Below are 13,722 nucleotides of genomic sequence, written 5' to 3' on the forward strand. Positions count from 1 at the left end.
GTGAGCTGAATGTCTACTTTCTTTATTAATCGCCCCATATTCGCCTGGGTTGTCGCTATCGTCATCATGATCGCCGGTGCGCTGTCGATCATGAAACTGCCGATCAACCAGTACCCGAATATCGCGCCTCCGGCGATTTCCGTCAGCGTCACCTATCCGGGTGCCTCGGCGGAAACCGCGCAGAACACCGTGGTTCAGGTTATTGAACAGCAACTGAACGGGCTGGATAACCTGCGCTATATCGAATCGCAAAGTAACAGCGACGGCAGCGCCACCATTATTGCCACCTTCGATCAGGGCACTAACCCGGATATCGCGCAGGTTCAGGTTCAGAACAAAGTCTCGCTGGCCGAATCGCAGTTACCGACCGAAGTGGTCAATCAGGGGATCCGTATTGCCAAATATCAGGCCAACTTCATGCTGCTGGTCAGCCTGATTTCGACCGATGGCAAAATGAGTAACTCGGATCTGAGTAACCTGCTGGTGACCAAACTGGAAGACCCGATCGTGCGTACCAAAGGTGTCGGCGACTTCCTGGTGCTCGGTTCGGAATACGCGATGCGTATCTGGCTCGACCCGGCAAAACTGTATAAATATCAGCTGATCCCAAGTGATGTCAGCGCCGCTATTGAAGCGCAAAACGTGCAGGTGTCCTCCGGTTCTCTTGGCGGACTGCCGACGGTCAAAGACAGCAAACTCAGCGCCACCATTATCGGTAAAACCCGTTTCGACAGCATTAATCAGTTCAAAAACGTGCTGCTGAAAGTGAATGCCGACGGCTCGCAGGTGCGCCTGAGTGATGTCGGAAATGTTGACCTGGGGCCGGAAAGTTATTCCATCTCCTCGACCTTTAACGGCAGCCCGTCTACCGCTATCGCCCTGCGTCTGGCGAGCGGCGCAAACGTGCTGGATACCGACAAAGCGGTGAAAGCCACCGTCGCCGGGCTGGAAGATTCCCTGCCGGCTGGCGTGAAAGTCGAGTTCCCGTACCAGACTGCGCCAGTGGTCAGTGCATCGATTGAAGAAGTGGTGAAAACGCTGATCGAAGCCATCGTGCTGGTGTTCTGCGTGATGTTGCTGTTCCTGCAAAACCTGCGCGCAACGCTGGTCACCACGCTGGTAGTGCCGGTGGTGCTGCTCGGTACCTTCGGTATTCTGGCGGCTGCGGGGTATTCCATTAACACCCTGACCATGTTCGGGATGGTGCTGGCGATAGGCCTGCTGGTGGATGATGCCATCGTGGTGGTGGAAAACGTCGAACGTGTGATGACGGAAGATAAGTTGTCGCCGAAAGAAGCCACCATCAAATCGATGAAACAGATCCAGGGCGCGCTGTTTGGTATCGCACTGGTGCTCTCCGCCGTATTAGTGCCGATGGCCTTCTTCGGCGGCTCGACCGGGATCATCTACCGTCAGTTCTCGATCACTATCGTGTCCGCGATGGCGCTTTCCGTGCTGATGGCGTTGATTTTCACTCCGGCGCTGTGTGCCACCATCATCAAACACAATGACGAGGAAAAATCGCAGAAAGGCTTTGCGGGCTGGTTTAACCGTACCTTCGACAAAGGCGCGATGCGCTACACCAGCGCCGTCGGCACGGTGATTTCCCGTCGTCGTCTGTTTATGTGCATCTATCTGCTGATCGTGATTGCCACCGGCTTTATGTTCACCCGCGTGCCGACCACCTTCCTGCCGGATGAAGATCAGGGCGTCATGCTGATTCAGGCCACGCTGCCTGCCAACGCCTCGGCGGAACGTACCCAGCAGGTGCTGGATGACGTGCGTGAATATCTGATGAAACAGGAAGGCGGCATCGTTTCTTCGGTGTTCACCGCCAACGGCTTCAGCTTCGCCGGACGTGGTCAGAACGTCGGGATTGCCTTCGTGCAGCTGAAAACCTGGGCGAAACGTCCGGACGCCGCGCAGAAAGTTCAGGCGCTGGCCGGTCGTGCGATGGCGCACTTCGCCACCATCAAAGACGCCCGCGTGTTTGCTTTCGTTCCGCCAGCTGTTATGGAACTGGGTAACGCCACCGGCTTCGACTTCTTCCTGCAGGACACCAACGGCAAAGGGCATAACGCCCTGATGGCGGCGCGTAACCAGTTCCTGCAACTGGCCTCGCAGGACAAACGTCTGACCGCCGTGCGTCCGAACGGGATGGAAGATGAGCCGCAATATCAGCTGGAAATTGATGATGAACGCGCGCAGGCGCTGGGTCTGAGCCTCGACGACATCAACAATACCTTGTCAGCGGCCTGGGGTTCGGCGTACGTGAACCAGTTCATGTACAACAACCGCGTGAAGCGCGTTTACATCCAGGGCAAGGCGGCTTCCCGCGTCACGCCGGAAGATCTGAACAACTGGTATTTCCGTAACTCGAGCGGCGATATGGTGCCGTGGAGCGCGTTCGGCAGCGGCAAATGGGTGTACGGCTCACCGCGTTACGAGCGTTTCAATGGCGTGTCTTCGGTCGAACTGATGGGCGCACCGGCACCGGGTTACAGCTCGGGCGACGCCAACGACGCGGTAATGGAAATCGCGGCCAAACTGCCATCGGGCTATAAAGTGGCATGGCACGGTCTGAGCTACGAAGAAAAGCTTTCCGGCTCACAAACCCCGGCACTTTATACCCTGTCGATGATCGTGGTGTTCCTGTGTCTGGCTGCACTGTACGAGAGCTGGTCGATCCCGTTCTCGGTCATGCTGGTGGTACCGCTGGGGATCCTCGGGACGATCGGTGCCGTATTGCTGCGCGGCTTATCGAATGACGTCTTCTTCCAGGTCGGTCTGTTAACCACCGTCGGGCTGGCGGCGAAGAACGCCATATTGATTGTCGAGTTCGCCAAAGAGCTGCATGAGAACGAAGGCATGTCGGTCACGGAAGCGGCGATTGAAGCGGCCAAGCTGCGTATCCGGCCAATTATCATGACCTCGATGGCCTTTATTCTCGGTGTATTCCCCCTGACCATTTCCAGCGGCGCGGGCGCGGGCAGCCAGCATTCCATCGGTACCGCCGTGGTCGGCGGGATGATTACGGCGACCTTCCTGGCGATCTTCTTCGTCCCGATGTTCTACGTGACGATTGTGAATTTGTTCACCCGCAAATCGAAAAAACAAGAGAAGGCGCTTCCGGCGTCTGAGGCAACACACCATGAATAAACCGCATTTCGCGCTGTCGCTTATCGGCGCGTTTTCACTCACCCTGCTGGCGGGCTGTACGATGGAGCCGGATTATCAGCGCCCTGCGCTGCCGGTTGCCAGCAACTGGGATGGTGCGAAAACCGGCGCTGCGCAGGATATCGGCTGGAAAGCCTTCTTCAATCAACCGGCGATGAATCAGCTGATTGGCATGTCTCTCGCTAACAACCGCGACCTTCGGGTCGCGGCGTTAAACGTCGATACCGCGCGCGCGGCCTTCCAGATTGACCGCGCCGCGCTGCTGCCGACACTTGACGCCAGCGCCGGCGAAACCAACCAGCATCTGCCGGGAGGATTGTATTCGACGCAAAATACCGGACCGGTGACGTATCAGCAATACAGCGCCAATCTCGGTGTGACATCTTATGAAGTTGACCTGTTTGGTCGCGTGCGCAGCCTGCGCGATCAGGGGCTGGAAACCTTCCTCGCCACCGAAGCGACGCAACGTGCGACGCAAATTTCGCTGGTGTCTGAAGTCGCTTCCGGTTATCTGAGTCTGGCGGCGGATAACGATCTGCTGAAACTGGCAATCAGTACCGCTGACAGCCAGAACAAATCCTACGAGCTGACCAAACGCAGTTACGATTCCGGCGTCAGCACCTCACAGGATCTGGTACAGGCCGAAACCACGGTTCGCGCAGCACAGGCCGATATCGCGCAGTACACGCGTCAGGTTCGTCAGGATGTGAACGCGCTGACGCTGCTGGTCGGCACCACCATTCCGCAGAATTTGCTGGCGAACGCCACCCTGCAACAGGACTGGAAATTCCCGCAGACGCCGGCCGGTTTACCGTCTGATCTGCTGACCCGTCGCCCGGACATTATTGCCGCGGAACATACGCTGAAAGCGGCTAACGCCAATATCGGCGCAGCGCGAGCAGCGTTCTTCCCGAGCATCACGCTGACCGGCACCGCAGGTTCAGAAAGCGGCAGCCTGAGTAAATTGTTCGACGGCGGCACCGGTGCGTGGTCATTTATGCCATCGATTAATATCCCAATCTTCGACGGCGGCGTGAATCAGGCCAATCTCGACATCGCGAAAGACACCAAGAAAATTGATATCGCCAACTATGAGAAAGCGATTCAGACGGCGTTCAAAGAAGTGTCCGACGGCTTAGCCGGACAGGCGACTTACAAAGACGAATTGCTGGCGCGCCAGCAGGATGCCGACGCTAACCAGCGCAACTATGATCTCTCGCAGATGCGCTTCAAAGGCGGTGTCGATAACTACCTGAGCGTACTGGTCGCGCAGCGCTCGCTGTATTCTGCTCAGCAAACACTGATCACCACACAACTTGCCCAACTGAATCAGGACATCAGTATGTATAAAGCACTGGGTGGTGGCTGGAAGGAGTGATTTTTGAGTGAATGGAAACGCCGACGGAAGTCGGCGTTTTTCGCATCCTTTTTAAATCTTGTCTGATAAACAATCCTTAGCACATATCACCATCCCAGATCGTGCTTCAACTCCTCAATCGTTGCGACTCTTTCAACACCAATTCCATTTTCCATATCACGAATGGCCTGAAGTGTTTTGGCATTAGGCTGCAACAATTCGACGGGTAGCTCAGCATTCACAGCCAACCTATTTACAACCATTCGAATGATTGTGGATAGATCCAACCCCATTGCCTTTGCGTTTGCCATTGCAGCAGCCTTTGACGCTGAAGTTACTCGAGCTCTGACAACAGTGTCAGTCATAAAACCTCCGGATCAATTTTGTCGTGTAGCTACATTGTAGCCCTCATGTAGTCACTGAACAAAATGTATTCACTTACAGAGCAGTGTGCAGAATATCGAATACTGTTTTATCAGCAACTTTGTACTTTCATCGCTGCGGCAAAGCTTCCAAAAAAGCTCATTGTCACTCAGGATTTAGCTGAATTCCGAATGACTTTCACCACCAACTCTCCCCGCGCATCAAAATAACGGCTCGGCCAGATCACGCTCGGATGCACATTCAGCGCCTGCGCAATCACCTTCTCCCCTTTCGGCCATGATCGTGACAGCGCATTCGATAGCGTCGAAGAACTCAATCCCGCACTACGCGATACCGCAGCCAGCGTTGTGCCTCGTTTACGCAATGCCGCAATGATGTCTGCCTGATGCCAGTCGGTATGATTCTGTGTGTTGTTCATGGAGGATCCTTTCCTGAGTTATGAGTAAATAAAACGTCTACACAGGAAGAGTAAACCGGGAGAAAAATTATCCCAAAACGGGATAAAACCGGAGGAATAGTGATCAGGTCATTGATAGATAAGATGAAATGTAATATTGATGAGTTAACTGAGCTAACGTCGATAAAAAAGTTATTTTGATGAAAATTTTCGATTTGATAGAGCTCTCAACAACTCTAGATTGAATACTTTTATTCAGGCTGCTGTGCAGCCTTTTTATCATTTACATTTCTCTATTTTCCCCGTCCCCTAAACACCTACACTCCATCTCTACAGTAAAGACACTTTTCTATCGCTTTTGTGTAGAGATAAAATGAAGAAACTTGAAGCCATCAGAAGACTGGAAGCACTAAGCCGTCGAGGGCGGACCGTTTTTTTGGTGCGTAATCTGCTTAAGATCTTTCCCGAGGGCTCGCCCGTGTACTGAAAACTGGGCTCAAAAGCCAAACCAATGAAGAAATTCTGTAGAGACTTCTCGCAAAATAACGCATTCAAAATTAGCCCGGATAATTCCGAGCTATGAGCGATAATTTTCGGCAGGGTCTATGAGGATTTTCGAGCCTCGTTTGCTTTGATCTCTTCGACCCAACCCTCCATTATCCACAGGCAAGTGGCGGCTTGTGGTCCTGCATCTAATAAAGAAAGACGGATGCGATTATATGTCTCCATATCGCTATTCGTTATTTTGTCAAATGGCGGGACGCAGGCTATATCCGTTCCTTGCTGGTATTTATAATGGTGCTTATCGAGAATTGACATCACTTTTAACGCTTCTTTAGCATTCGCATCGAGTGCGTAATAGAGAGCACCTGAAAGTTGATTGGATTGTTGTAGATTCACTACAGGCGCTAAATCCGGGACTAACATTAGCCATTCATCGTCACCCGTGGAGATTTTATTTATCGTCTCAGCCCAGTCTTCAGCTGTTATTTTAGATGCAAAACTGTTGCTTCCATATTTCTGGACACTTGTTCTTATATCCTTAGGTGTAGCAGAGGCAAAAGCCATTATTGGAACGAGAAAAAGTAAGGGAAGAATTTTCATCTCACCACCTCTAATGTTTCTGATGTTCCTCTTATTAAACGGCGGGTAGGATTGCTCATAATGATACAACCCGTCGACGCAAATCCGGCCGGGCCTTCTCTTCTCTCGCCGTGTATGCGAAATAAGCTTCTGCCATATGATTCACCGGAGGTTTGATGCAGTTCAATCGTAAGTGGTCCCTTGGAACTTGTGGCAATACCAACGCGATATGACCCCTGTGGAAGTGGTCCCATTCCTTTGACATGTTGACGATCTGGGTTATTTTTATTTGTCAGGACGCCTGAATATCCCTTTTCAATGAATACTCCATCATGAAATAATTCACCGGTGCTTTGTTTATATGTCCAGGTCATAAATCTTCCTTATGCAGTTGCACGTTCGTTCCATGAGTCTGAATGAATAATGTTGCCGTCAGTGTAAGTCCAGATTATTTTTTCGTAACGCAGTTCCACACATTCAATGTGTCCTTGCTTTTCAAAATTACGATTTTTCACGTCATACATAATTGCCGATAATGACACCAGTTTCACATTTTCCAGCTTCGTATTAAAATATTCGACTTCCTGCCCAGCATTGTTAATTCGATACAATTTTATCTCAGCTGATTTAAACGTTTGACCCGTAGTAACAGCTTTATAAAGATAGGGACTCGATGAATCTATTTCTTTATCAAATACGAAAGGATGATGAATTCTTGTGCCTGTAATTTTACCTGTATTGGAGTCAGTTGGGATTTCCAGGGCATGAGCTAATCCAATAATCTCGATACTTCCTTCGCGACCATGTACATCAACCGATCCTCTGATGTCCGCGCCACCATCGTCTTTAAGCCACAAATATGCCGGGATTGCCATTCTGATAAATTCCTTTTTAAAAGTGAGGCAATACGTTATGCCCGTAGGTTTTCACAAACCATTGGAGAACCTTTAAAAATGGAATTTTCAGAAGTTTGTTACTGGTGAACTCCCCTTGTTTCCTCATTTGCGCCCGCCGTCACGCTCGCTAAGTGTTTCTTTATGTTAAATTTGTTAAAATACTTAGACATTTTTTGAGCAAAACGCTTTTGCCGTGCGGCTTCCGCGCGGGTTGATGATGTAAATTTTAAGGAAACAATATGGGCATCACTCGTCGTGATTTTCTAAACGGCGTGGCTATTACGGTCACTGCCGGAATGACTCCGTTTGAGGCGCTGCGGGCTTCGCCGCAAACAGCCACGCAGTCGTTGTATTATCCGCCTTCCCTTACCGGTTTGCGCGGAAATCATCAGGGTTCTTATGAAGCGGCGCATATCCTCGGGCGCGAAGGCAAAAAGGTCGAATCTTCCGGTTTGCCGGTGGAAGATGAGTTTGATCTGGTGGTGGTCGGAGCCGGGATCAGCGGGCTTGCAGCGGCGTGTTTCTGGCAGGAACAGCACGGTAAAGACCAGCGTATTTTGTTGATCGATAACCATGATGATTTCGGCGGACATGCCAAACGTAATGAATTTCACATCGAGGATAAAATGCTGCTGGGCTACGGCGGCAGCGAGTCCTTTCAGTCGCCACGCACCAATTTCAGTCCGGTCGCGATGGGATTGCTGAAAACCCTCAACGTCGATATCGAGAAGATGGCGAAAGACTTCGATCAGACGTTTTACCCTGATCTGCATCTCAGCCGCGGGGTGTATTTCGACCGTAAAAACTTCGGCGTCGATAAAATTGTCAGCGGCGATCCGGGACGTGCGGTGGCTGATGATATTCCACCGGATCGCCTCAATGGCCGCGATATCAAAGACTTCATCAGTGACTTCCCGCTGCCGGAATCTGACCGTCAGGCGCTGATCGCCCTGCACACTGAATCGAAAGATTATCTGCACGGCATGAGTCAGGAAGAAAAAGTCGCATGGGTCGACGGGCACAGTTATACCCAGTTCCTGCGTGAAAAAGTCGGACTGAGCGAGATTGCTATCCGCTATTTCCAGCAGCGTACCAATGATTTTCAGGCGGTTGGAATCGATGCCACCTCATGCAGCGACGCCCGTATTTGCGCCCTTCCGGGTCTGGAAGGTATGGGCTTGCCGCCGCTGGACGCCGAATCGCTGGCCGATCTCGACGAGCCGTATATTTTCCACTTCCCCGATGGCAACGCCGGTTTAGCCCGGCTGATGGTGCGCCATCTGATCCCGCAGGTCGCGCCGGGTAACACGATGGAAGATATCGTGCTGGCGAAATTCGATTACAGCCAGCTTGATAAGGCCGGGCAGCCGGTGCGGCTTCGCCTCAACAGCACCGGGATGCATGTCGCCAACGTAGAACACGAAGGCAAACCGGCGGTAGAAGTGACCTATATGACCGGCAGCACGCTGCACCGCGTCCGCGCCGGTCAGGCGGTGATGGCCGGATACAATATGATGATCCCGTATCTGGTGCCGGAAATTCCTGAAGCGCAGAAAGCTGCGCTGAAAGAAAACGTCAAAGCGCCGCTGGTCTATTCGAAAGTGGTGATCCGTAACTGGCAGCCGTTTATCAAACTTGGCGTCCATGAAATTTACTCTCCGGCAGCGCCTTACAGCCGCGTGAAACTGGATTATCCGGTGGATATGGGCGGTTATCAGCACCCGCGTGACCCGAACCAGCCGATTGGCCTGCATATGGTGTATGTGCCGACGCTGCCGGGCAGCGGCCTCAGCCCGCGCGAGCAGTCACGTAAAGGCCGTGCGTTACTGCTCGGCACCTCGTTTGATGCCCATGAAAAAATGATCCGCGATCAGTTGCAGGGCATGTTCGGCGAAGCCGGTTTTGACCATCAGCGCGACATCATTGCGATCACCGTTAACCGCTGGTCGCACGGCTATTCCTACTTCCTCAGCGGGATGTTCGACGACGAAGACGACGCGCAGAAAACCATTCATCTGGCGCGCACGCCTGTCGGGCGGATCACAATCGCCAATTCAGATTCTGACTGGAGCCCGTACGCCAACTCAGCAGTTGATCAGGCCTGGCGGGCAGTGAATGAACTGACGGCAATGAAAAAGGTGAGCGCATGAAGAAGCTGATGATTTTTGCCACGCTGATGGCAACGGCAGGCTCTGCCATGGCGATGTCCGAAGGTGAGTATGTGGCGAAATCCGCCGACTGCGCCGCCTGTCATACATCGCCTCAGGGTGCAGATTTATCCGGTGGTGTGCGCTTTGCCACGCCGGTCGGCGAGATCTATTCCACCAATATCACACCGGATATTCAGCACGGAATTGGCAGCTACAGTTTCGAAGAGTTCGACAAGGCGATGCGCGAAGGGATTGCTAAAGACGGCCATGCGCTCTATCCGGCGATGCCCTACACCTCTTACGTAAAAATGAGCGGGAAGGACATGCGCGCGTTGTATGACTATCTGATGAAAGAGGTCAAACCGCAGCCCGTCGCCAACCGTGAAAATGACATCAGCTGGCCGATGTCGGTGCGCTGGCCGCTGCGGGTTTGGAACAGCATTTTCCTTGAAGACGGCGAGTACAGGCCTCAGGCGGATCAGAGTGCGCAATGGAATCGTGGCGCTTATCTGGTGCAGGGTGCCGGACACTGCGGAGCCTGTCACACCCCGCGTGGCTGGGCGCAACAGGAGAAAGCACTCGATGAAAAGGACATGGCGTTTCTCAGCGGCGGCGAGCTGGACGGCTGGTCAGCACCTTCCCTGCGCGGGCTGAAAATCAGTCAGCCGGAACTGGTGGCGCTGCTGAAATCCGGTCGCAATACTCATGACGCCGTCAGCGGCCCGATGGGAGAAGTGATCACTAACAGCACGCAGTTTATGACCGATGACGATCTCAACAGCATGGCGTTGTATCTGCTCAGTCTGAAAGCGGAGGCGCAACCAGCATCGTCCAAAAAGGCCGTCGCGACTGAGGCCGGACAGCAGACGTTTATGCGTTACTGTTCGACCTGTCACGGTGTGAAAGGCGACGGAAAAGCGTTTGCCATTCCGGCGCTGGCGGGCAATCTGACCGTCAATGCAGAGAACCCGCAGACGTTGCTGCGCGTGATCCTCTACGGCGCTCAGACGCCGGTGACGGCAGAACACATGTCCAATACCATGCCGGGCTACGGCTGGACGCTGACTGATCAACAGGCCGCAGACCTCACCAATACCCTGCGCGCCAGCTGGGGAAATCAGGCAGCAGCCGTCACGCCAGGAGATGTGGCGAAAGCGAGGAAAGCAGGGAAATAAGGGCTTTTTTCACCGCAGGTAAAACCTGGCTCGATTAGCTCCTCCCCCTGCGAAGGGGGAGTTGGGAGGGGGTTTTACAGATATTTGATGCACAATCAACTTTAATAAAAACTCCAGTTGAACTTCCTTATATTCATTTAAATAACTTCAACCAATAATTACCAGTATCAATCTAAAATAATAATTTATACTTAATTATTATCATTATAAAAAACCTTAATACAATGCAAAAAATACGCTTGCAGTTATCCTCCTGTGGAGTAGTTTATTTATTACTTTCAATAGGGAGATTTAAAGATGGCGATTCCTGCTTATTTATGGCTTAAAGATGATGGCGGTGCGCATATCAAAGGATCCGTTGATGTGAATGGGCGTGAAAGTAGCATTGAGATTTTGGGTTTCGGGCATGGTTTATTTTTGCCTACTGATAATAATACGGGAAAAATAACAGGTACCCGAGTGCACTCAGCAATGACGTTTGAAAAAGAGTTTGATTCCTCCAGTCCATATTTATACCAAGCTGTAGCAAAAGGACAAACGTTAAAATCTGCTGAAATCCGGTGGTATCGCATCAATGATGCTGGTCAGGAAGTTGAGTATTTCAATATGCTGCTGGAAAATGTGAAAGTTGTTGCGATCTGCCCTTTGATGCATGACTGCAAAAATCCAGCAACAGAAAAGCACAACCACCTCGAATCTATATCTCTGAGATACGAGCGGATCACCTGGAAATATAGTGATGGGAATATCATTTTTTCCGATGCGTGGAATGACAGATGATCAGATGCACATTTCGTTTGAACGGTTCAGGCTTATCCACTCTCAGTTGCCCTGGCTACGGTTTCTTTCCCGCCTATTCTGGTGAGGTAGGTCCACATCGCAACAACCCTGACTCAGCAGATGTGAAAGATATCGGCCCTTTGCCACCCGGACAATATTATATAGTGACCCGAGGGACTGGTGGGATAGGCACTCATGTTTCTGATTTTTTTGGATCAGTCGTGAGTGGGTCCGACAGGTCAGTGTGGTTTGCACTTTATAGAAACGATAACAGCATAGATGATTTAACTTTTATCGATCAGGTTAAAAGAGGTAATTTCAGACTACACCCGGCGGGTTACAAAGGGGTAAGCCACGGGTGCATAACGTTGCCTTCAAAGGATCATTTTACAATTCTGCGTGAGGCATTATTAAATACACCACAAATAAAAATCAGCTCAACGTTAAATGCTTTCGGAACTGTACAGGTATATTAAATGTCCCCTTTGAAATGTGTGCTTATTTGGCTCGGAAGTGTTTTCTTGTTTACAATGACGTTTACGACACTTTTCGCCTTATGTTCTGAACAATGGTTCTATTCGAAAATTTCAGCGCATACAGAGTTTATTCAGGAAAACATCTGGGATAATATTTATATGAGCATTTTGTTTGGAGGCTCAGCCCTTGTAGATATTTTTTTAATTTTTGTAATCGCAAAGTTTTTCGCATATCGCAAACAGGCAGCCCGGTGACATTGCTCCCCGTCAATTTTATTGCTATGTCTAAAGTGATTGAGGCCACTTACGATGAATGGCAGCATTCGCACTGAAATAAATGATGTTCTCTACACCAAAGACCGTTTTACGTGTCCTTAGTGCAGAGATAATTCAAACTCTTCTATTTACCCACATCCCCGTTCCATCCGCCGCCCAGGGCAGCGATCAGCTTGACGCTGGTGACCATCTGGGTGCTGAGCAGTGACAGGACACTTTGCTGTTGGGTCAGGCTGGTGTTTTCGGTAGTCGCGACGTCGAGATAGTCGATCATCCCGGCCTGATACTGGTTGTAAGTCACGCGGGCGGATTCTTTTGCGGAATCGGCGGCGTTCTGACGGGCGACCAGCTCGCTGTCAAGCGTGTGCAGTTCAACCAGATAATCTTCCACTTCCTGCATCGCGGTTAACACGCTCTGGCGATAACTGGCAACATCGGCGTCATACGCGGCTTCGGCCTGTGCCACTTTGCCGCGGGTAGAACCGAAATCCAGTACTGTCTGGCTGAGTTCCGGGCCTAAAGACCAGACGCGGTTTGGCAGCGAGAACAGGTTATGGAATGCCGAGCTGGCGAACCCGCCGCTGGCGCTCAGGGTCAGATCGGGATAATACGCGGCAGTCGCCACACCGACGGCGGCATTGGAAGACGCCATGGTGCGTTCGGCGGCAGCGATATCAGGACGACGCTGCAACAACTGGGATGGAATGGCGTCCGGCATCGCAGGCAGGTTGAGTTTGACGTCGCGTGCCGCAAGGCTGAACTGCGCCGGTGGTTTGCCGATCAGCACCGCGATAGCATGCTCAAGCTGAGCGCGCTGCCATTGCAGATCCAGTGCCGAGGCTTTGGTGCTTTCAAGCTGCGTCTGCGCCTGTGCCAGTGTGGCGCGTGAGGTGTTGCCACCTTCATACTGATTCTGGATCACCGTCAGGTAACGCTGATAAGAATCGATACTTTGTTTATACAGCGCGATTTGCTGATCCATCACCCGCAGCTGGAAATAATCCTGCGCCAGTTCGGACTGTGCGCTGAGCGTTGCATCAGCCAGATCGGCCTTGCTGGCCTGCGCACTGGCGTCCTGCTCTTCTGCCGTACGGCGCAGTTTGCCCCACAAATCCAGTTCCCAGCTGGCACTCAGTTGTGCGGACTGGCTGTTAGTGGTTGAGGTGGATGTGCCACTGCGCGTGCTGCCGACCGTGGCATCCACGGACGGATACAAATCGGAACGTGCCTGTGTCACCAGTGCCTGTGCCTGACGGTATTGCGCGGCATACTGCGCCACGTTCTGGTTGGAAATCTGCACCTGTGTCAGCAATGATGACAGCTCAGGATCCTGATACACCGCCCACCAGTCGCCTTTGGCCTGATTATCTTTCGGGATCGCCGCCGTCCAGCCTTTGGCTTCTTTAAATGCCGTGGGCATGGCAACGTCAGGCCGTTTGTAATCAGGGCCGACGGCACAGGCGCTGACCAGAAGTGCCAGCGCCAGCGGAGCAAGCCGGAACACCATAGAACGTGTTTTTTGCAGAGTCATCAGATTCGCTTCAGGGTGATAAGTTTCAGTGTGCTTAGTT

12 protein-coding genes are annotated in these 13,722 nt (G+C 51.9%); 6 read left to right on the top strand and 6 right to left on the bottom strand.

Features of this window, described 5'->3' with window-relative positions; all coding sequences use genetic code 11:
- Nucleotides 1-9: 9 nt before the first annotated feature.
- Both ACM615_RS14450 and ACM615_RS14455 read left to right on the top strand, forming a co-directional pair.
- Nucleotides 10-3,159 carry an efflux RND transporter permease subunit gene (locus tag ACM615_RS14450; protein ID WP_113877573.1) on the top strand — a complete coding sequence of 1,050 codons (3,150 nt, stop codon included), beginning with the start codon at nucleotides 10-12 and terminating at the stop codon, nucleotides 3,157-3,159.
- A complete protein-coding gene (locus ACM615_RS14455; protein WP_431012076.1) occupies nucleotides 3,152-4,555 on the top strand; it encodes an efflux transporter outer membrane subunit in 1,404 nt (467 codons plus the stop codon). The genes ACM615_RS14450 and ACM615_RS14455 overlap by 8 nt, the downstream gene beginning before the upstream one ends.
- Before the next feature lie 86 nt (nucleotides 4,556-4,641).
- Here ACM615_RS14455 and ACM615_RS14460 read toward each other — a convergent pair whose 3' ends face one another.
- From ACM615_RS14460 to ACM615_RS14480, 5 genes are all read right to left on the bottom strand, one after another.
- Nucleotides 4,642-4,899 carry a type II toxin-antitoxin system RelB/DinJ family antitoxin gene (locus ACM615_RS14460; protein ID WP_112290346.1) on the bottom strand — a complete coding sequence of 86 codons (258 nt, stop codon included), beginning with the start codon at nucleotides 4,897-4,899 and terminating at the stop codon, nucleotides 4,642-4,644.
- A gap of 167 nt (nucleotides 4,900-5,066) precedes the next feature.
- Nucleotides 5,067-5,336, bottom strand: coding sequence for a helix-turn-helix domain-containing protein (locus ACM615_RS14465; RefSeq protein WP_132967305.1), 270 nt, complete (start codon nucleotides 5,334-5,336; stop codon nucleotides 5,067-5,069).
- 582 nt (nucleotides 5,337-5,918) lie between these two features.
- Nucleotides 5,919-6,419, bottom strand: coding sequence for a hypothetical protein (locus tag ACM615_RS14470; RefSeq protein WP_431012077.1), 501 nt, complete (start codon nucleotides 6,417-6,419; stop codon nucleotides 5,919-5,921).
- A complete protein-coding gene (locus ACM615_RS14475; RefSeq protein ID WP_129638902.1) occupies nucleotides 6,416-6,772 on the bottom strand; it encodes a tlde1 domain-containing protein in 357 nt (118 codons plus the stop codon). The genes ACM615_RS14470 and ACM615_RS14475 overlap by 4 nt, the downstream gene beginning before the upstream one ends.
- Nucleotides 6,773-6,781: 9 nt before the next feature.
- On the bottom strand, nucleotides 6,782-7,273 hold the full coding sequence (locus tag ACM615_RS14480) for an Hcp family type VI secretion system effector (RefSeq protein ID WP_129638901.1): 492 nt from the start codon (nucleotides 7,271-7,273) through the stop codon (nucleotides 6,782-6,784).
- Between the two features lie 260 nt (nucleotides 7,274-7,533).
- On the opposite strand from ACM615_RS14480, the gene ACM615_RS14485 reads away from it, so the two are divergent.
- The 4 genes from ACM615_RS14485 (at nucleotide 7,534) to ACM615_RS14500 (ending at nucleotide 11,875) form a co-directional block, all read left to right on the top strand.
- Nucleotides 7,534-9,444: an NAD(P)-binding protein gene (locus ACM615_RS14485; protein WP_431012078.1), complete on the top strand. Its 1,911-nt coding sequence runs from the start codon at nucleotides 7,534-7,536 to the stop codon at nucleotides 9,442-9,444.
- Complete coding sequence (locus tag ACM615_RS14490; RefSeq protein WP_129638899.1) at nucleotides 9,441-10,619, top strand: c-type cytochrome; 1,179 nt, start codon at nucleotides 9,441-9,443, stop codon at nucleotides 10,617-10,619. Before ACM615_RS14485 ends, ACM615_RS14490 begins: the two co-directional genes overlap by 4 nt.
- A gap of 297 nt (nucleotides 10,620-10,916) precedes the next feature.
- Nucleotides 10,917-11,399, top strand: coding sequence for an Hcp family type VI secretion system effector (locus tag ACM615_RS14495; RefSeq protein WP_112290340.1), 483 nt, complete (start codon nucleotides 10,917-10,919; stop codon nucleotides 11,397-11,399).
- Nucleotides 11,396-11,875 (top strand): DUF2778 domain-containing protein, encoded by a 480-nt coding sequence (locus ACM615_RS14500; protein ID WP_112290339.1) that lies wholly within the window; start codon nucleotides 11,396-11,398, stop codon nucleotides 11,873-11,875. Before ACM615_RS14495 ends, ACM615_RS14500 begins: the two co-directional genes overlap by 4 nt.
- Before the next feature lie 400 nt (nucleotides 11,876-12,275).
- On the opposite strand, the gene ACM615_RS14505 is transcribed toward ACM615_RS14500, so the two are convergent.
- Nucleotides 12,276-13,682, bottom strand: coding sequence for an efflux transporter outer membrane subunit (locus ACM615_RS14505; RefSeq protein WP_181955603.1), 1,407 nt, complete (start codon nucleotides 13,680-13,682; stop codon nucleotides 12,276-12,278).
- Nucleotides 13,683-13,722 lie beyond the last annotated feature (40 nt).

It is taken from the genome of Rahnella sp. PAMC25617, from assembly GCF_050606005.1.
GTDB classification, from domain to species: Bacteria; Pseudomonadota; Gammaproteobacteria; order Enterobacterales; family Enterobacteriaceae; genus Rahnella; species Rahnella variigena.